The 21,904-nt window shown below is 70.6% G+C and carries 23 protein-coding genes; 15 read left to right on the plus strand and 8 right to left on the minus strand.

Features of this window, described 5'->3' with window-relative positions; genetic code table 11:
- Nucleotides 1–9 precede the first annotated feature (9 nt).
- The 4 genes from AC1ROY_RS10340 to AC1ROY_RS10355 are packed head-to-tail and all read left to right on the plus strand — an operon-like array spanning nt 10 to nt 3,275.
- A complete protein-coding gene (locus AC1ROY_RS10340; RefSeq protein ID WP_493148719.1) occupies nt 10–945 on the plus strand; it encodes a branched-chain amino acid ABC transporter permease in 936 nt (311 codons plus the stop codon).
- On the plus strand, nt 942–1,874 hold the full coding sequence (locus AC1ROY_RS10345) for a branched-chain amino acid ABC transporter permease (protein WP_493148720.1): 933 nt from the start codon (nt 942–944) through the stop codon (nt 1,872–1,874). Before AC1ROY_RS10340 ends, AC1ROY_RS10345 begins: the two co-directional genes overlap by 4 nt.
- Nucleotides 1,871–2,632 (plus strand): ABC transporter ATP-binding protein, encoded by a 762-nt coding sequence (locus AC1ROY_RS10350; RefSeq protein WP_493148721.1) that lies wholly within the window; start codon nt 1,871–1,873, stop codon nt 2,630–2,632. Before AC1ROY_RS10345 ends, AC1ROY_RS10350 begins: the two co-directional genes overlap by 4 nt.
- Complete coding sequence (locus AC1ROY_RS10355) at nt 2,619–3,275, plus strand: ABC transporter ATP-binding protein (protein ID WP_493148722.1); 657 nt, start codon at nt 2,619–2,621, stop codon at nt 3,273–3,275. Before AC1ROY_RS10350 ends, AC1ROY_RS10355 begins: the two co-directional genes overlap by 14 nt.
- A gap of 33 nt (nt 3,276–3,308) precedes the next feature.
- Here AC1ROY_RS10355 and AC1ROY_RS10360 read toward each other — a convergent pair whose 3' ends face one another.
- Nucleotides 3,309–3,728, minus strand: coding sequence for a nuclear transport factor 2 family protein (locus AC1ROY_RS10360; RefSeq protein ID WP_493148723.1), 420 nt, complete (start codon nt 3,726–3,728; stop codon nt 3,309–3,311).
- Between the two features lie 101 nt (nt 3,729–3,829).
- On the opposite strand from AC1ROY_RS10360, the gene AC1ROY_RS10365 reads away from it, so the two are divergent.
- Nucleotides 3,830–4,786, plus strand: a complete 957-nt coding sequence (locus AC1ROY_RS10365; RefSeq protein ID WP_493148724.1) for a LysR substrate-binding domain-containing protein — start codon at nt 3,830–3,832, stop codon at nt 4,784–4,786.
- Nucleotides 4,787–5,003: 217 nt separating this feature from the next.
- On the opposite strand, the gene AC1ROY_RS10370 is transcribed toward AC1ROY_RS10365, so the two are convergent.
- The 3 genes from AC1ROY_RS10370 to AC1ROY_RS10380 form a co-directional block, all read right to left on the minus strand.
- On the minus strand, nt 5,004–5,711 hold the full coding sequence (locus tag AC1ROY_RS10370; RefSeq protein WP_493148725.1) for a pirin family protein: 708 nt from the start codon (nt 5,709–5,711) through the stop codon (nt 5,004–5,006).
- Between the two features lie 83 nt (nt 5,712–5,794).
- A complete protein-coding gene (locus tag AC1ROY_RS10375) occupies nt 5,795–6,043 on the minus strand; it encodes a hypothetical protein (protein ID WP_493148726.1) in 249 nt (82 codons plus the stop codon).
- Nucleotides 6,040–6,804 carry a TSUP family transporter gene (locus tag AC1ROY_RS10380; protein ID WP_493148727.1) on the minus strand — a complete coding sequence of 255 codons (765 nt, stop codon included), beginning with the start codon at nt 6,802–6,804 and terminating at the stop codon, nt 6,040–6,042. Before AC1ROY_RS10380 ends, AC1ROY_RS10375 begins: the two co-directional genes overlap by 4 nt.
- Nucleotides 6,805–6,890: 86 nt before the next feature.
- Here AC1ROY_RS10380 and AC1ROY_RS10385 point away from each other — a divergent pair, with 86 nt between their 5' ends.
- The 10 genes from AC1ROY_RS10385 (at nt 6,891) to AC1ROY_RS10430 (ending at nt 18,101) form a co-directional block, all read left to right on the plus strand.
- The gene (locus AC1ROY_RS10385; protein ID WP_493148728.1) at nt 6,891–7,763 is read left to right on the plus strand and encodes a LysR substrate-binding domain-containing protein; all 873 of its coding nucleotides are present in this window, start codon (nt 6,891–6,893) and stop codon (nt 7,761–7,763) included.
- A 213-nt stretch (nt 7,764–7,976) separates the two neighbouring features.
- The gene (locus tag AC1ROY_RS10390) at nt 7,977–8,693 is read left to right on the plus strand and encodes an SDR family NAD(P)-dependent oxidoreductase (protein ID WP_493148729.1); all 717 of its coding nucleotides are present in this window, start codon (nt 7,977–7,979) and stop codon (nt 8,691–8,693) included.
- A complete protein-coding gene (locus tag AC1ROY_RS10395; protein ID WP_493148730.1) occupies nt 8,693–9,664 on the plus strand; it encodes a Bug family tripartite tricarboxylate transporter substrate binding protein in 972 nt (323 codons plus the stop codon). Before AC1ROY_RS10390 ends, AC1ROY_RS10395 begins: the two co-directional genes overlap by 1 nt.
- 102 nt (nt 9,665–9,766) lie before the next feature.
- Nucleotides 9,767–10,795, plus strand: a complete 1,029-nt coding sequence (locus tag AC1ROY_RS10400) for a methionine ABC transporter ATP-binding protein (RefSeq protein WP_493148731.1) — start codon at nt 9,767–9,769, stop codon at nt 10,793–10,795.
- The gene (locus tag AC1ROY_RS10405; protein WP_493148732.1) at nt 10,792–11,454 is read left to right on the plus strand and encodes a methionine ABC transporter permease; all 663 of its coding nucleotides are present in this window, start codon (nt 10,792–10,794) and stop codon (nt 11,452–11,454) included. Before AC1ROY_RS10400 ends, AC1ROY_RS10405 begins: the two co-directional genes overlap by 4 nt.
- Before the next feature lie 17 nt (nt 11,455–11,471).
- A complete protein-coding gene (locus tag AC1ROY_RS10410; RefSeq protein WP_493148733.1) occupies nt 11,472–12,269 on the plus strand; it encodes a MetQ/NlpA family ABC transporter substrate-binding protein in 798 nt (265 codons plus the stop codon).
- 133 nt (nt 12,270–12,402) lie between these two features.
- On the plus strand, nt 12,403–13,740 hold the full coding sequence (locus AC1ROY_RS10415) for an LLM class flavin-dependent oxidoreductase (protein ID WP_493148734.1): 1,338 nt from the start codon (nt 12,403–12,405) through the stop codon (nt 13,738–13,740).
- Nucleotides 13,741–13,808: 68 nt separating this feature from the next.
- Nucleotides 13,809–15,353: an ABC transporter substrate-binding protein gene (locus tag AC1ROY_RS10420; RefSeq protein WP_493148735.1), complete on the plus strand. Its 1,545-nt coding sequence runs from the start codon at nt 13,809–13,811 to the stop codon at nt 15,351–15,353.
- A gap of 115 nt (nt 15,354–15,468) precedes the next feature.
- The gene (gltS, locus tag AC1ROY_RS10425; protein ID WP_493148736.1) at nt 15,469–16,653 is read left to right on the plus strand and encodes a sodium/glutamate symporter; all 1,185 of its coding nucleotides are present in this window, start codon (nt 15,469–15,471) and stop codon (nt 16,651–16,653) included.
- Nucleotides 16,653–18,101: a TAXI family TRAP transporter solute-binding subunit gene (locus AC1ROY_RS10430; RefSeq protein WP_493148737.1), complete on the plus strand. Its 1,449-nt coding sequence runs from the start codon at nt 16,653–16,655 to the stop codon at nt 18,099–18,101. The genes gltS and AC1ROY_RS10430 overlap by 1 nt, the downstream gene beginning before the upstream one ends.
- 3 nt (nt 18,102–18,104) lie before the next feature.
- Here AC1ROY_RS10430 and AC1ROY_RS10435 read toward each other — a convergent pair whose 3' ends face one another.
- Genes AC1ROY_RS10435 through AC1ROY_RS10450 form a run of 4 tightly spaced genes read right to left on the minus strand, consistent with a single transcriptional unit; the run spans nt 18,105 to nt 21,818 of the window.
- On the minus strand, nt 18,105–19,067 hold the full coding sequence (locus tag AC1ROY_RS10435) for an ABC transporter ATP-binding protein (protein WP_493148738.1): 963 nt from the start codon (nt 19,065–19,067) through the stop codon (nt 18,105–18,107).
- Nucleotides 19,064–20,038: an ABC transporter ATP-binding protein gene (locus AC1ROY_RS10440; RefSeq protein ID WP_493148739.1), complete on the minus strand. Its 975-nt coding sequence runs from the start codon at nt 20,036–20,038 to the stop codon at nt 19,064–19,066. Before AC1ROY_RS10440 ends, AC1ROY_RS10435 begins: the two co-directional genes overlap by 4 nt.
- The gene (locus tag AC1ROY_RS10445) at nt 20,035–20,904 is read right to left on the minus strand and encodes an ABC transporter permease (protein ID WP_493148740.1); all 870 of its coding nucleotides are present in this window, start codon (nt 20,902–20,904) and stop codon (nt 20,035–20,037) included. Before AC1ROY_RS10445 ends, AC1ROY_RS10440 begins: the two co-directional genes overlap by 4 nt.
- Complete coding sequence (locus AC1ROY_RS10450; RefSeq protein WP_493148741.1) at nt 20,901–21,818, minus strand: ABC transporter permease; 918 nt, start codon at nt 21,816–21,818, stop codon at nt 20,901–20,903. Before AC1ROY_RS10450 ends, AC1ROY_RS10445 begins: the two co-directional genes overlap by 4 nt.
- Between the last annotated feature and the right edge of the window lie 86 nt (nt 21,819–21,904).

The following is a 21,904-nucleotide window of genomic DNA, read 5'->3' on the forward strand; positions in this document are numbered from 1 at the left end:
CACACGCGCATGTACGGCTGGTTCGAGGAGAACGGCCTGCTCCTCGGCCTCGCGCTGCTGGACGGGCTTGCCTATGCGGCGCTCGTCTTCATGGTGGCGGTGGGGTTGAACCTCGTCTTCGGCGTGCTGCGCGTGCTGAACGTGGCCCATGGCTCGCTCTACGCGATCGGCGCCTATACGGCGGCGAGCCTGGGCCTCTTCCTCTCGGCGAGGGGCCTGCCGGACTGGGCGAACCTGGCGGTCCTGCTGGTGGCCGCGGCCCTGGTCGGCGGCATCCTCGGGCCGCTGATCGAGCGGCTGCTGCTGCGCCGGATCTACAGCCAGGAGCCGGTGCTGCAGCTCCTCGTCACGTTCGCGCTCTTCATGATCCTGGAGGATGCCCAAAAACTCGTCTGGGGCACGCAGCCCGTGCAGAACGACACGGCGATGCGCCTGCTCGGCAATTTCGACGTGCCCTTCGCTGGCGACTTCATCCCCTTCACCGCCTACCAGCTCTTCGTGCTGCCGGGCGTGGCGGTGGCGACGCTGGTGGGCCTCGCCTGGTTCCTGCGCCGGACCTTGACCGGCCGCGTCATCGTCGCCGTCACCACCGACCGCGAGGCGGCGACGGCCATGGGCATCGACGCCTCGCGCATCTACCTGCTGACCTTCACCTTCGGCGCGATCCTGGCGGCCCTCGGCGGCGCGCTGTCCTCACCCACGGCGTCACTGGTGCCGGGGGTGGGGGCGCAGACCATCGTGCTCTCCTTCGCCGTGGTGGCGACCGCGGGGCTCGGCCAGATCGAGGGCGCGGCGCTGACGGCGCTGATGATCGGCCTCGCCCGCTCCATCGCCGTCTACTTCATGCCGGAGGCCGAGGTGCTGACGCCCTATCTCATCATGGTGGCCGTGCTGCTGGTCCGGCCGCAGGGTCTGTTCGGCGCGGCGGAGACGCGGCGGGTATGAGGCGCACCGAAACCTTTCTCGCCATCGCCGGCGCCGCGCTGCTGGTGCTGCTGGCCTTCCTCGCGCCCTGGCTGCGCTTCGTGCTGACCATCGCGCTGGCCAAGGGCATCGCGGTGCTGGGCATCCTGTTGCTGCTGCGGGCGGGGCAGGTGAGCTTCGGCCACGCGCTCTATTTGTCCTTCGGCGCCTATACCGTGGCCTTCCTGGCGCCCTCGATGCCCGAGGCGCTGATCCTGATGCCGGTGGCGATGCTGCTCTCGGGCGTGCTGGGGCTGGTGGTCGGGCTCTTCGTCTCGCGCTACCGCGAGATCTTCTTCGGCATGCTGAACCTCGCCATGAGCATGGTCTTCTACTCGCTGCTGGAAAAGCTCTACCACATCACCAAGGGCACCGACGGCATCCGGGTCGCCGTGCCGCGCTTCCTCGGTATGGCGCTGGAGCGCGACGATTTCGAATGGGCGATGTTCGGGACGGCGCTGGTGCTGGCGCTGGCCATCGGGTTCTTCGTGCGGCTCTACCTCGCTTCGCCGATGGGCCAGGCGCTCTCGGCCATCAAGACGCGGGAGACACGGCTGGAGTTCATGGGCCTGCCGGCGCGCGGCGTGCTGCTCTCCGCCTATGTGCTCTCCACGCTGATGGGCGGGCTGGCGGGCGCCATCATCGCCATGACGACGCGGCACGTGACCCCGCTGCTGGGCTACTGGACCGTCTCGGGCGAGCTGGTCTTCATCGCCATCCTGGGCGGCGCGGGCGCGGCGCTCGGCCCCTTCCTGGGCGCCGTCACCTTCGAGCTGGTGCGCGTCTATGCCGCGGCGAGCTTCGCCGATGCCTGGCAGGCCATCCTCGGCCTCGTGCTGATGGGGGTGATCCTGTTCTTCTCGCGGGGACTCTGGGGCATGGTCGAGAGCCTGATGAGGCGCCGCGCATGAGCGACGTTCTCCTCTCGGCGCGTGGATTGCGGCTGGCCTTCGGCGGCGTGAAGGCCGCTGACGGCATCGACCTGGACGTGGCCAAGGGCGAGTTCCTGGCCATCATCGGCCCGAACGGCGCGGGCAAGACGACCTTCATCAACATGACCACCGGCTACCTGCGTCCGCAGGCCGGCACGATCACCTATGAGGGCCAGAACATCACGGGAATGGCGCCGCGGCGCATCGTGGCGCGCGGCATCGCGCGCTCCTTCCAGCTGCCGCAGCTCTTCACCGAGCACACGGTGCTGGAGAACGTCGCGCTGGCCATCGCCGCGCGGGAAGGGCCGTGGTCACCCCTCAGGCCGCTGCTCCGCCCGGCCTGGCGCGAGGAGGCGCATGACCTGCTGGAGCGCTTCGGCCTCGCCGTCATCGCCGAGGCGCGGGCCGACGCGCTCAACGAGGGCGCGCGCAAGCTGGCCGACATCGCCATGGCCGTCGCGCTCAAGCCGCGCCTGCTGCTGATGGACGAGCCCACCTCCGGCGTCGCCGCCAGCGAGAAGATGGAGGTGGTCGAGACGCTCGCCCGCGTGCTGCGCGCGGCGGAGGTCACCGCCGTCTTCGTCGAGCACGATATGGATGTGGTGGAGCGCTTCGCCGACCGGGTGGCCGTCTGGTCGCAGGGGAAGATCGCGGCACTGGGCCCGCCGGCCGCCGTGCTGGCCGACCCCGAGGTGCAGCGCGAGGTGATCGGGATCGAGCGCCATGCTGCGGCTTGAGGACGCTTCCGTCGACATCGCCGGCGTGCCGGTGCTGCGCGGCGTCTCGCTGCACGTGCCCCCGGGTGGGCGCGTCGCGCTGATCGGCCGCAACGGCGCGGGCAAGACCACCACGCTGCGCGCGCTGATGGGGCTGCTGCCGCTGCGCGGAGGCAGCGTCGCCGTCGCCGGCGCGGACGCCTCCGCTGTGCCCGCGCATTTTCGTGCGCGGCTCGGCGTAGGCTATGCGCCGGAGGACCGCCGGCTCTTCGGCAGCTTCACCGTGCAGGACAACATGCTGCTGCCCGCCCAGGTGCTGAGGCTGGAGCCGTCCGAGACGGCGCGGCGGATGGAGGCGGTCTTCACCCTCCTGCCGGAGCTGCGCGACCTCGCACCGCGCAAGGCGGCGGGGCTTTCGGGCGGGCAGGGGAAGATGGTGGCGCTGGCGCGCGCGCTGATGATCGGCACCCGTGCCATCCTGCTGGACGAGCCCTTCCAGGGCCTCGCCCCCGCGCTGGCGCTGCGCTACGCCGAGGCGCTGCGGCGCCTGCGCGACGCGCTGCCGGATGTCGCGATCCTCATCACCGAAAGCAATCCCGGGCTGCTGCGGCCGTTGGTGGACAGCACCTATGTGATCGAGCGTGGGGAGATCGCGGCGGCGTGAAGCCGATGGAAGAGGTTGGAAGCGGAGCGGGAGCTATCGCTCGTCCAATGCCGTGCTCGGAAAAGGCCCGAGCACACGCTCGCAGAATGCGGTGTCCATGTATTCACGCATCTCCACGATCTTGCCGTCCTCGAAGCGGTAGATCAGGCAGTACTGATTGTCGTAGCGCTCGCCCGACGTTGCGTAATTGTCGCCCCTTGCCTCCACGACCACGAGGTCTCCGTCCGCGATGAACCGCTCGGCCACGGTCCGCCAGGATCCACCGAAGCGCGCGCGCACATAGGCCTGATATTTCGGCAGGGAATCCGCTGTCACGGTTTGCGACCACGAGGAGCGGCCCATGACCACGACGCGGAATTCCTCCGCCATATGTTGCTGCAGCAGCGAGCGGTCACCTTGCTCGAGGCGCGAGAAAATCTCCTGCATCAAGGCCTTGTTGTCGGGCGCGGACATCACGTTCTCCGGTGGCTGGTGCCGCATGTCGTATCCGGCCTTTCCGCGTCTGCGGAGCGCCAAGCATTCATCTTTCCATGAATTTGTTTCATGATGGCGGAATGACGCAGTTGCCGCCGTTCGATGCCCTCGTCGCTTTCAGCGCCGCCCTGCGCGCTGGCAACATGACCCGCGCCGCCGCGGAGCTGGGCGTCACGCAAAGCGCTGTCAGCCACCGCATCCGCAGGCTCGAGGATTTCATGGGAACGCCGCTGTTGCTCCGCCACAATGCGGGCCTCGCCCCGACCCCGGCCGGGCGATCCCTGGCCGACGGATTGGCGGACCTTCTTTCGGAGATCGCGGGTTTGCGCGCGCGTTGCCTGTCGGCGGCGAGCCCGGGCGGGCTGCGCATCGGGGTCGGGGCCGGGCTCGCCCACAACTGGCTTCTGCGGCGTCTCCCGGATCTCGCTGATCGGCACCCGCAGCTCTCGATTGAACTGGTGGTCGTCGAAAGCGAAGCCCCCGACCAGGTCGCGGGCCTCGACGTGCGCATCCACTGGCTGCCCGTATCGGAGCTGCGCGCCACGACCACCCAGCGTCCGCTGTTCCAGGAGCAGGTCTTCCCGGTGTGCCACCCGTCACTGCTGCCGGCGGGATTTGTCCCCGGCGATCCCGCCGTTCTGCGCCGTCTCCCTCTGCTGCACAAAGGTCCCGCCGGCCGAGCCACCAGCGCCGAGTGGTCGTGGCCGGCCTGGCTGGAGCGGCTTGGCCTGCCGCCCCACCCCCGCGAAAGCCTGCGCTTTGCCAGCATCGGTCCCGCCATCGCGGCGGCGCTGGAGGGTGCCGGCGTCGTCCTGGCGCGCACCTTGCTCGTGCATGATGCGCTCGCCGACGGTCGTCTGGTCCGCGTCCTGCCCGTGCATCAATCACTGCCGTGCAGCCGGGCCCATGTCGTGCGCTGGACGATCGCGCGCCGCACCGACGATCGCGTCAGGTGCTTCGTTGCGTGGCTGTGCGAGGGGGCACGGCAGACGGAGATGAGCCACGCCCGGCGCGAAGCCGTCATCGCTCCGTCCTGAACACCTCCGGCGCGGCCGCTTCCCCTGCCAGGCCTTTCAAAGATCTTGATGCAAGCACCAGCCTGATGGCCGACATGGGCGCAACTTGGCGGGCTGTGTGCTCCAAGCGCTGCCACAACCAGCTCCGGCCGGCAGCGCCCCTATTCGCAAGAAGTGCGCTTCACACAGGAACAAGGCGCGGGGGCCTCGCCCCGCGCCCATCCCACTGGAGAAAGCGTCAGGCCGCGATCTCGACCATCACCAGCTCGGCCTCGTCATTCGCGACGATGACGATCTCCTTCTCCTTGAAGATCGCCGCGCCGTCGCGCTGGCCGAGCTCCGCGCCGTTCACGGTGGCACTTCCCTTGGCCGAGACCAGATAGGCCGCACGCCCCTCCGGCAGCGCGTAGCGCAGCTCCTGGCCCTTCGAGAGCGTCGTCGCCATCACCGCGGCATCCGCGTTGATGGGCAGCGCGCCCGTCCCGGCGTCGCCGGCGCGGCCGCCGGCCAGGACCTCGAAGCGCGCCTCGCGCCCGGCCCTGGGGAAGCTCTTCGCGCCCCAGTTCGGCTTGGCGCCGCGCACGTCCGGCATGATCCAGATCTGGAAGATCTTCGTCGTCTCCGGCTCGAGGTTGTACTCGCTATGGGTCACGCCCGTGCCGGCCGACATGATCTGCACGTCGCCCGCCTCGGTGCGGCCTTCGTTGCCCATGTTGTCGCGGTGGGTGATGGCGCCCTCGCGGACATATGTGATGATCTCCATGTCGCGGTGCGGGTGCGGATCGAAGCCGTTGCCGGCGGCGATCTCGTCGTCGTTCCAGACGCGGAGCTTGCCCCAGCTCATGCGCTGCGGGTCATGGTAGCCCGCGAAGGAGAAGTGGTGGCGGGCGTTGAGCCAGCCGTGGTCGGCGTGGCCGAGGGTGTCGAAGGGGCGGATGTCGATCATGGATTTGATCCCGTGAGCCGGTTTGTGGCTTCGCGGGGTGAGATAGGAGATCGGGGGCGCCCTTCGCCATGCAGGCGGATGGATCACCCACATTCAGGCGGCTGATGACGCATCCGCAGCATGTCCAGGCCCTTCGGCGTCGGCGCGACGAAGAGGCCGCCATCCGCCGCACGGCGGTTCTCGATCACGCCCTCGTCCATCGCGTCCTCCCAGACGGTGAGGCGCGGGCAGGAGGTGCGCCAGGCCTCGATGGCCTCGGCATAGGGGCGCGGCGTGCGCGCGAGCCACTCGACCATGTCGAGCATGAGGGCGTTGATGACGGGCGTGCTCATGGTGACGTCTCCATCCATCCGGCGATCAGCAGCCAGCTCCCCTGGGCCAGGTAGAACAGGCCGATGGCGGTGATCAGCCGCTTCGACCACTTGCGGAAACCGGCATCCGTCATCGCGTCCAGCACACGGCGGGCCAGGGTGGTGCCGATCATGGAGCAGGCGACGCCCATGACCGCCAGCCAGATCGAGACGCTGCCGGAATTCGGGATCAGCGTCGCGAAGTAGACGAATTTCAGCGCGTGGCTCACCACCTGGCAGAAGGCCTTGGTGGCGACGATCTGCCGCCGGTCCTGCTGGGCCCGGCCGAGGAAGAAGGTGTCGGAGAGGGGGCCGGTCACGCCGGTCACCAGCATCAGCATCATGCAGGCCGCGCCATAGGCGAGGCCGTGCGAGATGCGGTCCGGATCGGGTCGCAGGGAAGCGGGCAGGGCGCGCGCGAGGAAGGGCGTGGCGCCGAGGGCGAGCAGCGCCCAGGGCTTGTCGGGCACGAACTGCACCATGGCCCAGGCGGCGGTGGCCAGCACGGAGCCGGAGAGGTAGGCGCCCACGCTGCGCCAGCGCACGAAGCGGATCCAGAGGATGGCGCGCCAGCCGTTGGAGCCGATCTGGGTGATGGCGTGCAGCGCCATGGCGTCGGGCAGCGGCATGAGCGCCAGCAGGATGCCGACGAGGATCAGCCCGCCCGCCATGCCGAAGATGCCGGAGAGCAGCGCGGTGCAGATCATGACGGCGCCGAGCAGCGCGGTGAGGGCGAGGGACATGGCGCGAAATCTGCGCGCTGGCGCAACGGTGCGATAGGGAAGATATTCTCGGCTGAGCCTCAGCTTTCCTGAGGGTGGGGAAACAGATGTCCAGGAGCCTGCCCTTCCTGAACGGGCTGCGCGCCTTCGAGGCCGCGGCGCGCCACGGCAGCTTCGCGGCCGGCGGCGCGGAGCTTCATGTCAGCCCGGCCGCGGTGAGCCGGCTGGTGCGGCTGCTGGAGCAGCGGCTCGGCATCGCGCTGTTCGAGCGCGGCGCGAACCGCCTCGCGCTGACCGCAGCGGGCGCGGCCTATCGCGCGGGGCTCGGCCCCCTCTTCGACGAGCTGGAGCGACTGACCGTCGCAACCGTGGCGCAGGCCGGCCAGCGGACGCTGATCCTCGGCGTCGGGCCGAGCTTCGCCGCGCACTGGCTGATTCCGCGCCTCGCCGACTGGCACGCGCGCGCGCCCGGCCTCCAGGTGCGGGTGACGACGGGCGGCGCCGCGGCCGCCTTCGACGAGGGCTGGAGCTGCGGCATCCGGCTGGGCGAGGGCGACTGGCCCGGCTTCGTCGCGACGCCTCTCTTCGCCGCCGACCTCCTGCCGGTCTGCGCGCCGGCCTTGGCGGCGGGGCTGGCGCGGCCGGAGCAACTCGCCGGCGTGCCGCTGCTGCGCGTCGCGCATGCGGCGGAGGACTGGCCGCTCTGGCTGGCAGCGCAGGGGTTGGCGGGGAGGGTGGCGGCGCGTGGGCCGGTCTTCGATTTCTACGGCCAGGCGCAGCAGGCGGCGGCGGACGGGCTCGGCGTCGCCATGGGCATCCGGCCCTATATCGACGACGCGCTGCGGCAGGGCAGGCTGGTGGCACCCTTCGCGGCGCCGGTGCCGAAGGGGAAGGGCTGGTTCCTGATCCACCGTCCCGGCCGCGAGGAGGATCCGGCCTTCGCGGCCTTCCGGGCCTGGATCGTGGAGGCGGCGCACTGAGGCGGGCTTCGCCTCGCGTGGCAGGTCTGTTTCGTCTGCGTGGGCGGGTCTGACGCGGCTGACGCAGCCAGCCCTGCCACCGCCATCTGCGCGACCGATCCGGGGCCAGATCGTTCCCACGCCTACGGCCTCGAATCCGCGCATCTTCGCGCCTATCGGGCAAAGCCCTCTCGCTTGCCACCTTTTCAGATGACGGGCAGGTTGCCGCGCAGCATGGTTACGGAAGCGATCATCGTCGGCGTCGGTGCCGAGCAGGGGTTGGGCGCGGCCGTCGCCCGCCGTTTCGCGCGCGAGGGCCATCGCGTCCTCATTGCCGGCCGCACCATGAACAAGTTGGCGGCCGTCGTGGCGGGCATCGAGGCAGCGGGCGGCGTGGCCGAGGCCATCGTCGCGGATGCCACGAATTCCCTTGATGTCGGCAAGCTCTTCGACCGCGCGCAGGACCTCGAGGTCGTCGTCTTCAACGCGGGCGTGAACATCCGCACGCCCTTCCGCGACCTCTCGGTCGAGAGCTTCGAGGAGGCCTGGCGCACCAACACGCTGGGCGGCTTCGTGGTGGGGCGCGAGGCGGCGCGGCGGATGGTGCCGAAGGGCCGCGGCACGCTGATCTTCACGGGCGCGACCGCGAGCGTGCGGGGCGCCGCGAACTTCGCCGCCTTCGCCTCGGCCAAGGCGGGGCTGCGCGCCATCGCGCAATCGGCGGCACGGGAACTCGGACCGCTGGGGCTGCACGTGGCCCATGCGGTGATCGATGGCGGCATCGACGGCGAGCGGCTGCGCGCGCGCCGGCCGGAGCGGGTGGCCGCGGCCGGCGAGGACGGGCTGCTGAGCATCGAGGCGATCGCCGAGGCCTATTGGCAGCTGCACCGTCAGCACCGCTCGGCCTGGACCCTGGAACTCGACCTTCGCCCCTACAAGGAGCCCTTCTGATGACGACGCGCCGCTCCCTCCTCGCCGCTTCCGCCGCGGTGCCCCTGGCTGCGCCGCGGGTCCTGGCGCAGACCGCCTGGCCCAACCGTCCCGTGCGCATCGTCGTGCCCTTTGCGGCCGGCGGCTCGGTGGACGTGATGGCGCGCGTCATCGCCGGGCGCATGCAGGAGCGGACGGGGCAGACCTTCACGGTCGAGAACCGGACCGGTGCCAACGGGACGATCGGCGGCATCGCCGTCTCCACCGCCACGCCGGACGGCTACACGCTGCTGGTCTCGGCCAGCGTGCAGACCATCGCGCGGCTGGTGATGCGCAACCCCGGCTACGATCCCATCACCGACCTCAAGCCGATCGCGCGGACGGGCGAGGGGCCCTGCCTGATCGCGATCAACCCGAACCGGCCGCAGATGACCATGGCCGATGTGAAGGCGGCGGCGCTGGCCAATCCGCGCGAATGGTCCTTCGGCGTCTCGGCGCTGGGCTCGGCGGGGCATCTGACCACCATCCAGTTCGCGCGGGCGATCGGCGCCGACCTGACGCTGGTGCCCTATCGCGGGACCACGCCGGCGCTGGCCGACCTCATGGGCGGCAATATCGGCGTGCATGCCGACCCGATGCTGGCCATGCTGCCGCCGGTGCGCGCGGGCAATCTGAAGGGCTTGGCGCTGACGGCGCGCCGCAGGAACGACGCCGCGCCGAACCTCATGACCACGGCGGAAGCCGGCTTCCCGGAGGTCGACGCGCAGTCCTGGTGGGTGGTCTGGGCGCCGCCGCGCACGCCGGACACGATCACGGCCCGCATCGCCGACGAGGTGGAGGCCATCATGGCCGAGCCCGCGGTGAAGTCCCGGCTGGAGGGGCTGGCGATCGTGCCGCTGTTCCAGAAGGGCGCGGCCCTCGACGACTACATCCAGCGCGACTTCGCCCAGGCGGAGGCGCTGCTGCGCTCCATCGGCGTCCAGCCCGAATAGGATCGAATTCGGCATGGCTGTCCCGCTCGCGATATCACTTCACGCGGGCGGGGTAGATCGCATATCACGAAGGTCATGCGTGATATCCCCGGAGCCATTGATGTGACGGCCATCGCCCTCACCGGTCTGCGCAAGCGCTTCGCCGCGGGCGGGACGGTGGCGCTCGACGACGTCTCGCTGGAGGTCCGGGCCGGCGAGATCTTCGGGATCGTGGGGCGTTCGGGGGCGGGCAAGTCCACGCTGATCCGGACGGTGAACCTGCTGGAGCGGCCGGATGCCGGCGGCATTTCCGTCCTGGGGCAGGACATGCTGGCGCTGGACGATGCGGGGCTGCGCGCGGCGCGGCGGGGCATCGGCATGGTGTTCCAGCACTTCAACCTGCACACCCGGCGGACAGTGGCCGGGAACGTGGCCTTTCCGCTGGAGATCGCCGGGCTGTCCTCGGCCGAGCGGCGGGCGCGGGTGGACGAGATCCTTCCGCTGGTCGGACTGGAGGGGAAGCGCGACGCCTATCCCGCGCAGCTCTCGGGCGGCCAGAAGCAGCGCGTGGGCATCGCGCGGGCGCTGGCGTCGCGGCCGGGCCTCCTGCTCTGCGACGAGGCGACCAGCGCGCTCGACCCTGAAACCACGCAGGAAATCCTGGCGCTCATCCGCGGCCTGCGCGATCGCCTGGACCTAACGGTCCTGCTCATCACCCATGAGATGGGCGTGGTGAAGGCCATCTGCGACCGCGTGGCCGTCATGGAGGCCGGGCGGATCATCGAGCAGGGCCGCGTCTTCGACGTCTTCACGCGGCCTGAGCAGCCGACCACGCGGCACTTCGTCTCCGAGGTCGTGGGCCATTCCGTGCCGGCGGCGACGCTCGCGCGGCTGCCGGAGCCCGGGCTGGGCGAGGTGCGGCAGCTCGCGCAGGTGATCTTCGCCGGGCCGAACAGCACGCGCGCGGTGGTCAGCGAGGCCAGCCGCGATTTCGGCATCGACATCAACATCGTCTCCGGCCGCATCGACGAGATCGCCGGCGAGCCCTTCGGCGTGATGGCGCTCGCGGCCTATGGGCCGGAGGAGAAGGTGCGGGCCGCCTTCGACTGGATGCGCGGCCTGGGCCTCACCGTGCAGGAGCTGAGCGCATGAGCTGGCTCAACGAAACGATGCAGGACCTCCTACTCGAAGCCTTCTGGCAGACGCTGATCATGGTCGGCGCCTCGGCCGCCGTTGCGGTGGCGCTGGGCCTGCCCGTCGCGCTGCTGCTGCGCGTCACCGACAGCGACGGACTCAGCCCGAAGCCCTGGATCAACCGGCCCCTCGGGCTGATCGTGAATGCTGCGCGCTCGACGCCCTTCATCATCCTGATGGTGGCGATCATCCCCTTCACGCGGTTCGTGGCCGGCACCTCCATCGGGACGGGGGCGGCCATCGTGCCGCTGGCGCTGGCCGCGACCGCCTTCCTTGCACGGTTGTTCGAGAATGCTCTGCATGAGGTGGACAAGGGCGTGATCGAGGCGGCCCGCGCCATGGGCGCGACGCGCCTGCAGATCGTGACCAAGGTCCTGGTGCCCGAGGCGCTGCCCGGCATCATCGCCGCCACCACCGTCGCGCTGGTCTCGCTGGTCGGCTTCTCCGCGATGGCGGGCGCCATTGGCGGCGGCGGGCTCGGCGACCTCGGCATCCGCTTCGGCTACCAGCGCTTCATGCCTGAGGTGATGGCGACCGTCGTGATCCTTCTCATCGTCTTCGTGCAGGGGCTGCAGTCGCTCGGCGACTGGCTGGTCCGGCGCGTGTCCCACCGCTGATCCCCGGAGCATCCGAGATGATTTCCCGTCGCCCCCTCATTCTCGCCGGCCTCGCGCTGCCGGCGGTGGCGCAAGCCCAGGATATCGGCACCGCGCAGCGCGCCCTCCGCGTCGGCGTGACCGCCGGCCCACACGCCCAGGTGATGGAGAAGGTGCGCGAGATCGCCGCCCGCGACGGGCTCGTCCTCCGCATCGTCGAGTTCCAGGACTACATCCAGCCCAATGCTGCGCTGGCAGCCGGCGACCTCGACGCCAACAGCTACCAGCACCAGCCCTTCCTCGACCAGCAGGTGCGCGACCGTCGCCTGCCGCTGGTCGCGCTGGGCAAGACGCTGATCTTCCCGATGGGCATCTACTCGAAGAAGCACCGCAGCCTCGCCGACGTGCCGCAGGGCGGCCGCATTGCGGTCCCGAACGACCCGACCAATGGCGGCCGCGCGCTGGTGCTCCTGGCGAAGAACGGCGCCTTCACCCTGCGCGAGGGCGCCGACTTCCGCGCAACCGTCGCCGACATCGCCGCCAATCCGCGCCGCCTGCGCGTGGTCGAGTTGGAGGCCGCGCAGCTGCCGCGCGCGTTGGACGAGGTGGAGGCCGCCACCATCAACACCAACTTCGCCATCCCGGCCGGGCTGAACCCCGTGCGCGACGCCATCGCGCTGGAGAGCGCGGAGAGCCCCTACGCCAATCTGATCGCGGTGCGGCAGCAGGATGCGAACGCCCCCTGGGCAAGACGACTTCTCGCCGCATATCAGACGCAGGAGGTGAAGGACTTCGTGGCGACGACCTTCCAGGGGGCCGTCGTGCCGGCGTTCTGAGCGAGAGGGCTTTGCCCCCTTGCGCTCCCCCACCAGGGCTTTTGGCCCTGGACCCTTTTACTGATCGAAGATCCAAGAAACTGAGTTTCTTGGCGGGGTGTTTGAGGGGCGGAGCCCCTCAAGGAGGCCAGAGATGCGTCAGTTACACCTGGGTGCTTTCATGCGCCCCGTTTCGATCCACACCGGCGCCTGGCGCTATCCCGGCGCCTGGCCCGACGCGAATTTCTCCTTCCCGAAGCTCGCGCGCCTCACGCAGACGCTCGAGCGCGGCAAGTTCGACGCCTTCTTCATGGCGGACCACCTCGCGCTGCTGAACATGCCGATCGAATCGCTGCGGCGCAGCCACACGGTGACGAGCTTCGACCCGCTGACGCTGCTGCCCGCGCTGGCCGCCGTCACCGAGCGCATCGGCCTGATCGCGACCGCATCCACGACCTACAACGACCCCTATCATGTGGCCCGGAAATTCGCGTCGCTCGATCACATCTCGAACGGGCGCGCGGGCTGGAACCTCGTCACGACGGCGAACCCCGACGCGGCGCTTAATTTCGGCCACGACGAGCACATGGCCCATGGCGAGCGCTACAAGCGCGCCCGCGAGTTCTACGACGTCGTCACCGGCCTCTGGGACAGCTTCGCCGACGACGCCTTCATCCGCGACGTGGAGAGCGGCATCTTCTGGGACCCGTCCCGCATGCACGTGCTCAATCACAAGGGCCCCGAGCTCTCCGTGCGCGGCCCGCTCAACATCGCGCGGCCGGTGCAGGGCTGGCCGGTGATCGTGCAGGCCGGTGCCTCCGAGGCCGGCCGCCAGATCGGCGCGGAGACGGCGGAGATGATCTTCGCCGCCGGCGGCCCGATCGCCGATGCGCGCGCCTTCTACGCCGACGTGAAGGGCCGGGCGGCGGCCTATGGCCGCAACCCCGACCACCTCAAGATCCTGCCCGGCGCGCTCGTCATGGTCGGCGAGACCGACGAGGAGGCGCGCGCCAAGCGCGCGCATCTCGACAGCCTCGTGCATTACGAGAGCGCGATCGGCTCGCTCTCCAGCATCCTCGGCGTGGATGCGCGCGCCTTCGATCCCGACAAGCCCCTGCCGGAGATTCCGGAGACGGAGAACAGCAAGTCCGGCCGCGAGCGCGCCATCAACATGGGCCGGCGCGAGAACCTGACGGTGCGCCAGCTTGCCCAGCGCATCGGCGGCTATTCCGGCGCGGTGCTGGTCGGCACGCCCAGGACCATCGCCGACACGATGGAGGAATGGCTGGAGACGCGCGCCTGCGACGGCTTCAACATCATGTTCCCCTACGTGCCCGGCGGCCTCGACGACTTCGTGGAACAGGTGGTGCCGGAGCTGCAGCGCCGCGGGCTGTTCCGCAAGGAATATGAAGGCACGACCCTTCGCGAGCATCTCGGCCTGCCACGGCCGGAAAACCGCTTCTTCGCGGCAAACTCTCAGGCGGCGGAGTAGTTCCCGTCTTGCGGGACAGGCCGCCCTCTCCCTAGGCTCCCGCCCACATCAAGCGGGAACCTCGGGACATGACCATCGGACGTCGCACCTTCGGGAAGGGGATCGCCGCCGCCGGCGGCTTCGGCCTTCCCGCCCTCATCTCCGGCGCCGCCGAGGCGCAGCGCAGCGCCGACACGCTGCGCGTCGTCTTCCGTGATGCCGTCCCGAACATCGACGCCTTCTACAACAACCAGCGCACCGGGCTGATCCTCTCGCACCAGGCCTGGGACGGCCTCGTGCACCGCGATCCCGAGACCTTCCAGAACGTTCCGGCGCTGGCCACCGCCTGGAACTGGGTGGACACCAAGACGCTCGACTTCACCCTGCGACAGGGCGTGAAGTTTCATGACGGCAGCGATTTCTCCGCCGACGACGTGGTCTACACCTTCAACACGGTGAGCAAGCCCGAGGCGCGCGTCGCCACACCCAGCAACTACGCCTGGATCGACAATGTCGAGAAGACCGGCGAGTTCAGCGTGCGCTTTCACCTCAAGACCCCGACGCCAGCCGCGCTGGACTACCTCGCTCTCGTCGGCCCGGTCTGGCCTAAGGCCTATCGCGAGCGCGTCGGGCCCGAGGGCTATGCCCGCGCGCCCGTCGGCACGGGGCCGTACCGGATCACGCGCGTCGACACCGCCTCCATCGTCGAGTACGAGCGCTTCGACGGCTACTACCAGGGCGGGCCCAAGGGGCGCCCCGCGATCCGCAAGATCACAGCGCGCTTCGTCACCGACGCCGCGACCGAGCTCACCGAGCTGCTGTCCCAGCGCGTGGACTGGATCTGGAACATGAACCCGGACCAGATCCCCAATGTGAGCCGCCTGCCGACCTTGCAGACGCTGCAGCAGGAATCCATGCGCGTGGGCTTCCTGCAGCTCGACGCCGCCGGGCGCAGCGGGCAGACGCCGATGACCAACCAGAAGGTGCGCCAGGCCGTCTTCCACGCGCTCGACCGCAAGAGCATGGCCGAGCGGCTCGTCACCGGCGGCTCCCGGCCGCTGGTCGCGCCCTGCTACCCCTCCCAGTTCGGCTGCGACGTCGAGGCGGCCGTCGACTATCCCTACAATCCCGCCCGCGCGCGCGAACTGCTGGCCGAGGCCGGCTTCCCCAACGGCTTCGACATCGAGCTGACCAGCTACGTCCAGCCGCGGCAATGGTCCGAGGCGGTGCAGAGCTACCTCCAGGCCGTGGGCATCCGCGCGCGCCTCAACATGCTGCAGGTGGCTGCGCTGACGCAGCGCGCCTGGCGCGGCGAGCTCGCCATGAACATGGGGAGCTGGGGCAGCTACTCCGTCAACGACGTCTCGTCCTTCCTGCCGAACTGGTTCGGCGCGGACAGCCTGTCCGACTACGCGAAGGATCCGGAGATGCAGCGGCTGCTGCAGGAGGGCGGCTCCAGCGCCGATCCGGAGGTGCGCAAGCGCGCCTATTCCGCGGCGATCCGCCGTGCGACGGAGCAGGCCTATTTCGTGCCGCTCTACACCTACGTGAACACCTACGCCTTCTCGCGCCAGCTCGAGTTCAAGGCCTTTCCGGACGAGCTGCCGCGGTTCTACCTGGCGAAGTGGAAATAACCTCCGGAGGCACGGCGCGCGCCGGCTGACGGCCGCGTCGTGCTTGCGCCGCGGGCTGCGGAACGTCCACCATGCGCGAAAGGCGATTCCGAAATCGCCGGGAAACGGACCGCGCATGACGCTGAACACCGTCGCGACGCTGCTGGCCACCGCCTGCGTGCTGCTGCTCGGCACGCTGGTGAATCGCTCGGTCCCCGCCCTCTCACGCTATGCCATTCCCGATCCGGTCACGGGCGGGCTGATCTTCGCGCTCGCCGCCTGGGCCGCGCAGGCCGCGACGGGCTTCGAGCTCCGCTTCGACCCCGTGATGTCACGCCCGCTGCTGCTGGCCTTCTTCGCGACGGTCGGGCTCTCCGCCGATTTCCGCGACCTCGCCAAGGGCGGGCTGGTGCTGCTGCGCTACCTGCTGGTGCTGGCGCCCTTCGTCGCGCTGCAGAACGTCGTGGGCATGGCGACGGCCTGGTCGCTCGACCTGCCGCCCTCCATGGGGCTGATCGTCGGCTCCATCACGCTGGTCGGCGGCCACGGCACGGGCGCGGCCTATGCCGATCTCTTCGGCGCCAGCTACAATCTCCAGGGCGCGCTGCCGATCGCCATGGCGGCCGCGACCTTCGGGCTGGTGCTGGGCGGGCTCACCGGCGGTCCCGTGGGCAACATCCTCATCACGCGCTTCCGCCTCAAGGGCTCGGACGCCGATATCGCCGGGGAGGCCGCGGCCGAGGCGGAGCCGGTGAACGTCACGCGGGTGATCGTGGGGCTGGCCGCCATCACCGGCTGCATGCTGCTGGGCGGCTGGCTCGCCGACGCGACCTCGGGCGGCGCGGTCACGCTGCCCTCCTTCGTCTGGGCGCTGCTGGCCGGCGTGGTGCTTCGCAACGGGCTGCAGGCGGCGGGGCTCTGGACGATGGGGACCGGGCCCACGGACCTGCTGGGCGGCGTCTCGCTCGGCCTCTTCCTGGCGCTCGCGATGATGCAGCTCCGGCTCTGGGAATTCGCGACGCTGGCCGGGCCGCTGGCGGCGATCCTCATCGCGCAGACCGTCGCCTGCGCGCTCTACGCCATGTTCGTGGCCTTCCCCGGCATGGGCCGCAACTACGACGCGGCGCTGATGGCGGCCGGCGTGATCGGCTTCTGCATGGGCTCGACCGCCACCGCCGTCGCGATCACCCAGGCGCTGGCGCGGCGCCACGGGCCGAGCCGGACTGCGACGCTGATCGTGCCGCTGACCGGCGCCTTCTTCATCGACCTCGTGAATGCCGGCGTGCTGGCCGGCTTCCTCAGCCTGTGGTGGTTCTCGTGATGCGCCGCCTGCTCGCCGGCCTGCTCCTGCTGCTGCTCGCGGCCTGCGAGCAGGAGCCGGGCGCGCAGCAGCTCCGGCGCGACGTGCAGGCGCGGCTGGAGACGGCCTTCCCGGGGCAGGTCCTGGTGCTGGAGGAGGTGGACCGCCAGGGCCGCATGGAGACGCTGGACGGCGGACGGATCGTCCACTTCAAGGCGAGGCTCCGCGTGGAGCGCGCGCTCGATCTCGGGCAATGGGGCGGGCCGAACGCGCAACTCCTGGCCGGCGTGCTGGGCGCGGGATCGAGCGGCATCGCCGGCCTGACGCAGGGCGGCAACCAGGCCGGGGACCAGCTCACCGTCTTCGGCACCGTGCCCTACCGGCGCGAGGGAACCGCCTGGGTGCCCGCGGCCGTGCACGGCCCGGTGGAGAGCCGGATCGCAGGCCCGCCCGGCCAGCTCACGGGGCCGGAGCGGCTGCTGGCCTCGCTCGCCGAGACCTTGCGGGCGGCGCCCTCCCACACCTCGCCCAGCGGCGCCCGCGTGATCGAGGAGGAGCTGGAGACGGCGCGTCGCAACATCGACGCCCGCCTCGCCCGGCTGACCGCCGGCTACGCGCTCGCGGCCGGGCCGCCGGGCGGCAACTATGCACGGCTGGCCGCGGCACTGGCGCAGGATGTCCAGGCGCGCGGCATCAGGCTGACGGTGCTGCCGACGGCGGGCAGCGTGGAGAATATCGCCCTGCTGCGCGACGGCCGGGCGGTGCTGGCCTTCGTCCAGTCGGACGTCGCGGCGCTCGCGGCCACGGGGCAGGGCGCCTTCGCATCGGCCGGGGCCTATGAGGGGCTGCGCGCGCTGATGGCCCTCTTCCCCGAGCAGCTGCATGTGGTGGTGCGCGCGAGCGACCCGGCGCGCGCGCTGGGCGGCCTCTCCGGTCGGCGCGCGGCGCTGGGCCTTGCTGAGTCGGGCACGCGCGTGACGGCGACGCAGGTGCTGCGCGCCGCCGGCGTCGCGGTCGTGGAGCCGCCGGGGACGGAGGCGCTCGACCCGAGGGCGGCCCTGGCGGCGCTCGCGGCCGGGCACCTGGACGCGGTCCTGATCGTAGGGGCCGCGCCCTATCCGCCGCTGGTGGAGGCCTTCGGCGCCGCGCCGCTGCGGCTGCTGCCGGTCGAGCCGCCGGCCGGCGCGCCGCTGCGCGAGCACGGCCTCGTGCCGCTGGCGATCCCGGCCGGCGCCTATGCGGGGCAGTCCTCGCCGGTCGCGACGGTCGCGGTCGCGGCGCTGCTGATGGTGGACGCCAACCTCACCACGGCCGAGGCGCGCCGCATCGGCGAGGCCGTGCTGGGCCGCGTCGGGGCACGGGAGCGGGAACCGCTGGCGCTGATGGTGGCGCCGGGCAATGCGGGACTGGGGATCCCCGTGCAGCTTCATCCTGCCGCGACGGAGCTGCCGGGCGTCGGGCCGCGCTGAGGCTCAGTTCTCGGCCAGCAGGCACTCCACAAGCCCGGCCGGGCCGTTCGGCGTTTGCGCGGGGGCCTGCACGGCGCAGCGGTCGAAGGCGACCGGGCAGCGCGGATGGAAGCGGCAGCCGGGCGGGATGTTCGCGGGGTCCGGCATGATATCACCCAGGCCGACATCGGGCACGCCGAGGCCGGGCTCGGGCGTGAGGACGCTGGCCAGCAGGGCGCGGGTGTAGGGATGGCGCGGCTCGGCGAAGAGCGCCTCGCTCTCATTCTTCTCGACGATGCGACCGAGATACATCACGGCCACCTCGCTCGCGACATGCTCCACGACGGCGAGGTTGTGGCTGATGAAGAGGTAGGTGAGGCCGAGCTCTCGCCGCAGTTCCGCGAGCAGGTTCAGGATCTGCGCCTGGACGGAGACGTCCAGCGCGCTGGTCGGCTCGTCGCAGACCACGATGCGCGGGCGCAGGACGAGGGCGCGCGCGATGGCCACGCGCTGGCGCTGCCCGCCCGAGAGCTGCGAGGGGAAGCGCGTGCCTTGCTCGGCGGAGAGCCCGACGCGCGCCAGGGCTTCCTCGACGCGGCGCGCAACGTCGGCGCGGGAGATGCTGCCCTGGGCGACCAGCGGCATGGCCACGATGTCGCGCACGCGCCGCCGCGGATTCAGCGAGGAGAAGGGATCCTGGAAGACCGGCTGGATCAGCCGCGCACGGGCGCGGCGGTCCATGTCGGCGAGGCGCTTGCCGTCCACCAGAACCTCACCCGCGGAGGGCGGCAGCAGGCCGAGGATCATGCGGGCCAGCGTGGACTTGCCGCAGCCGCTCTCGCCGACGACGCCGAGCACGCTGCCGGCGGGCACGGCGAAGGAGACGTCGTCCACGGCCACGACATGGCGCGGCGGCGCGAAGAGGCCCTGCCGCACGTGGAAGACGCGGCGCAGCCCGCGCACCTCGATGGCCGGCGCGCCGCTCACGCCGCCTGCTGCCCGAACCAGCCGGGGGGCAGGGTGCAGAGAACCTCGTGGCCGGGCCCGGCGGCGCGGCGCGGGATGGCGCCCTCGCAGGCGGCATGGGCATGCGGGCAGCGGTCGCGGAAGGCGCAGCCGACATAGCCCGGCGGGATGCGCGGCACGACGCCGGGAATGCTGCCCAGCGGTTCGTCGCGCTTCACCTTGCCGGGTACAGGGATGCAGGTGAGCAGCCCACGCGTGTAGGGGTGCTGCGGATCGGCGAAGAGCTCGGCGGCGGGGGCGCTTTCGACGACTTCGCCGGCATACATCACGGAGACGCGGTCGGCGATGCGCGCCACCACGCCGAGGTCATGCGTGATGAGCAGGATGCCGAGGCCGAGCTCCCTCTGGATGCCCGAGAGCAGCCGCAGGATCTGGGCCTGGACCGTGACGTCGAGCGCCGTGGTTGGCTCGTCCGCGATGAGCAACTCCGGGTCGCACATCAGCGCCATGGCGATCATCACGCGCTGGCGCAGCCCGCCGGAGAGCTGGTGCGGATATTGCCCCAGCCGCAGGCCGGGCGCGGTGATGCCGACGCGGCCCAGCAGTTCGGCGGCGCGGTCCACGGCCTGGGCGCGCGGCGTGCCGCGATGGCGGCGCAGCACCTCGGTCATCTGGGAACCCACGGTATAGGCGGGGTTCAGCGAGGTCATGGGCTCCTGGAAGATCATCGCCATGCGGTCGCCACGCAGGCGGGACATCTCGCGCTCGTTGTAGCCGCTGATGTCGGTGCCGTCGAAGGCGAGCCGCTCCGCCTCGCGCCGCCCGCCGCGCGCCAGCAACCCCATGATGGCGAGCGAGGTGACGGACTTGCCGCAGCCGCTCTCTCCGACGAGGCAATGCGTCTCGCCCTTCTCGACCTTGAGCGAGATGCCGCGCACGGCCGCGGTGCCGCCGAAGGTGACGCGCATGTTGCGGACCTCGAGCAGGCTCATCGCGAAAGGTCCGTGCCGAGCATGTCGCGCAGCGCGTCGCCCAGGAGGTTCACGCCCAGCACCAGCACGAAGAGCGCGATGCCCGGCACCAGGATCACCCAGGGCGTGAAGAACATGTACTCCTTGGCCTCCGCGATCATCAGGCCCCAGGAGGGCAGGGGTGCCGGCACGCCGAGGCCGAGGAAGGAGAGCGCCGCCTCCAGCAGGATGGCCAGCGCCATCTCCAGCGTCGCGACCACGGCGAGGTGGGTGGCGATGTTGGGCAGGATCTCGCGCAGCAGCACGCTGACCTGCGAGGAGCCGGCGCACCAGGCCGCGCTGACGTAGTCCAGCGTGCGCAGCTGCATGGTGGTGGAGCGCGCGACGACGGCGAAGCGGTCCCACAGCAGCAGGCCCAGCACCAGGATCACGAGGAGAAAACTGCTGCCGAGCAGGCCCGCCACCGCCAGCGCCACCAGCACCACCGGGATGGAGAGCCGCGCGGTGATGAGGAACATCACCACATCGTCCACGCGCCCGCCGTAGAAGCCGCCGAGGATGCCGATGGTGGTGCCGATCAGGCCGGAGGTGATGACCGTCGCGATGCCGATGATCATCGAGATGCGCGCGCCGTAGATCAGCCGGGAGAGGTAGTCGCGCCCGAGCTGGTCGGTGCCGAGGAAGTTGAGCGGCGTGCCGCCTTCCATGAAGGAGGGCGGCACCAGCCGGTGCTCGAGGTCCACCGCGAAGGGGTCGTAGGGGACGATCCAGGGGGCGAGGATTGCCACCACCAGCACGAGGCCCACGATGACGGCGCCGATGCCGAAGCCCGCATTGCGCATCAGCCGGCGCAGGGCGCCCTGGCCGGGAAGCACCGCGGCGCTCATGCCGTGCGCAGCCGCGGGTCGAGCACGGCGTTCAGCAGGTCCGCCAGCAGCGTCAGCGCGATGTAGATCAGCGCCAGCACGAGCACGACCGCCTGCACCACGGGATAGTCGTTCTTGCTGATGCTCTCCCAGGCGAGGTAGCCCACGCCATGCATGGCGAAGACCGTCTCGATGACGATCGAGCCGCCCAGCATGAAGCCCAGCTGCACGGCCGCGATGGAGACCACGGGGATCGCCGCGTTGCGGAAGCCGTGCTTCACCAGGATCGACAGCCGGCTCAGCCCCTTGGCCCGCGCGGTGCGGATGTAGTCGGAGGAGAGCGCCTCGATCATGCCGCTGCGCGTCAGCCGCATCAGCGAGGGGATGGCGGAGAAGGCCAGCACGATCCCCGGCATCACGTAGTATTCCGGCCCGCCCGTCCCCGAGATGGGCAGCAGCCCCAGGTTCAGCCCGAGCCAGACCATCAGGATCAGCCCGAGCCAGAAGGAGGGCATGGCCTGGCCCACCAGCGCCACCATCATCACGGTACGGTCCAGCCAGGTGTTCTCCCGGACGGCCGCGATGATGCCGAGCGGCAGCGCCACGATCAGCGCCAGCCCCAGGCCGACCAGGCCCAGCGTCATGGTGATCGGCAGTCGCGAGCCGATGAGGTTGGAGACGCGGTCGCGGAAGAAGTAGCTGTCGCCGAAGTCGCCGCGCATCGCCCGGAACAGCCAGTCGAGATACTGGATATAGACCGGCCGGTTCAGCCCATAGGCCTGCCGGATGATCTCGACATCCTGGGAGGTCGCGTTGGGGCCGGCAATGGAGATGGCGAGATCGCCCGAGAGCCGCGTGAGCAGGAAGCTCAGCGTCAGCACCGTCAGGGCGACGAGGATGGCCACCGCCAGCCTGCGCAACAGGAATTTCACCATCGAGGCCGCAGCCTAGGCGGGCGCCGCGCGACGTTGCAAGCTCGGGTCCGATTTGTATTCCTGACCGTGCTTTCTGGGAGCTCCTT

The sequence above is a fragment of the Roseococcus sp. GW821-FHT12F05 genome (genome assembly GCF_058806835.1).

Excerpts from the sequence above, each read along its gene's own strand:
- AC1ROY_RS10340 (WP_493148719.1), top strand. The coding sequence starts at position 10 with ATGTACGGCTGGTTCGAGGAGAACGGCCTGCTCCTCGGCCTCGCGCTG.
- AC1ROY_RS10345 (WP_493148720.1), top strand. The coding sequence starts at position 942 with ATGAGGCGCACCGAAACCTTTCTCGCCATCGCCGGCGCCGCGCTGCTG.
- AC1ROY_RS10350 (WP_493148721.1), top strand. The coding sequence starts at position 1,871 with ATGAGCGACGTTCTCCTCTCGGCGCGTGGATTGCGGCTGGCCTTCGGC.
- AC1ROY_RS10355 (WP_493148722.1), top strand. The coding sequence starts at position 2,619 with ATGCTGCGGCTTGAGGACGCTTCCGTCGACATCGCCGGCGTGCCGGTG.
- AC1ROY_RS10360 (WP_493148723.1), bottom strand. The coding sequence starts at position 3,728 with ATGTCCGCGCCCGACAACAAGGCCTTGATGCAGGAGATTTTCTCGCGC.
- AC1ROY_RS10365 (WP_493148724.1), top strand. The coding sequence starts at position 3,830 with ATGACGCAGTTGCCGCCGTTCGATGCCCTCGTCGCTTTCAGCGCCGCC.
- AC1ROY_RS10370 (WP_493148725.1), bottom strand. The coding sequence starts at position 5,711 with ATGATCGACATCCGCCCCTTCGACACCCTCGGCCACGCCGACCACGGC.
- AC1ROY_RS10375 (WP_493148726.1), bottom strand. The coding sequence starts at position 6,043 with ATGAGCACGCCCGTCATCAACGCCCTCATGCTCGACATGGTCGAGTGG.
- AC1ROY_RS10380 (WP_493148727.1), bottom strand. The coding sequence starts at position 6,804 with ATGTCCCTCGCCCTCACCGCGCTGCTCGGCGCCGTCATGATCTGCACC.
- AC1ROY_RS10385 (WP_493148728.1), top strand. The coding sequence starts at position 6,891 with ATGTCCAGGAGCCTGCCCTTCCTGAACGGGCTGCGCGCCTTCGAGGCC.
- AC1ROY_RS10390 (WP_493148729.1), top strand. The coding sequence starts at position 7,977 with ATGGTTACGGAAGCGATCATCGTCGGCGTCGGTGCCGAGCAGGGGTTG.
- AC1ROY_RS10395 (WP_493148730.1), top strand. The coding sequence starts at position 8,693 with ATGACGACGCGCCGCTCCCTCCTCGCCGCTTCCGCCGCGGTGCCCCTG.
- AC1ROY_RS10405 (WP_493148732.1), top strand. The coding sequence starts at position 10,792 with ATGAGCTGGCTCAACGAAACGATGCAGGACCTCCTACTCGAAGCCTTC.
- AC1ROY_RS10410 (WP_493148733.1), top strand. The coding sequence starts at position 11,472 with ATGATTTCCCGTCGCCCCCTCATTCTCGCCGGCCTCGCGCTGCCGGCG.
- AC1ROY_RS10415 (WP_493148734.1), top strand. The coding sequence starts at position 12,403 with ATGCGTCAGTTACACCTGGGTGCTTTCATGCGCCCCGTTTCGATCCAC.
- AC1ROY_RS10420 (WP_493148735.1), top strand. The coding sequence starts at position 13,809 with ATGACCATCGGACGTCGCACCTTCGGGAAGGGGATCGCCGCCGCCGGC.
- gltS (WP_493148736.1), top strand. The coding sequence starts at position 15,469 with ATGACGCTGAACACCGTCGCGACGCTGCTGGCCACCGCCTGCGTGCTG.
- AC1ROY_RS10430 (WP_493148737.1), top strand. The coding sequence starts at position 16,653 with ATGCGCCGCCTGCTCGCCGGCCTGCTCCTGCTGCTGCTCGCGGCCTGC.
- AC1ROY_RS10440 (WP_493148739.1), bottom strand. The coding sequence starts at position 20,038 with ATGAGCCTGCTCGAGGTCCGCAACATGCGCGTCACCTTCGGCGGCACC.
- AC1ROY_RS10445 (WP_493148740.1), bottom strand. The coding sequence starts at position 20,904 with ATGAGCGCCGCGGTGCTTCCCGGCCAGGGCGCCCTGCGCCGGCTGATG.
- AC1ROY_RS10450 (WP_493148741.1), bottom strand. The coding sequence starts at position 21,818 with ATGGTGAAATTCCTGTTGCGCAGGCTGGCGGTGGCCATCCTCGTCGCC.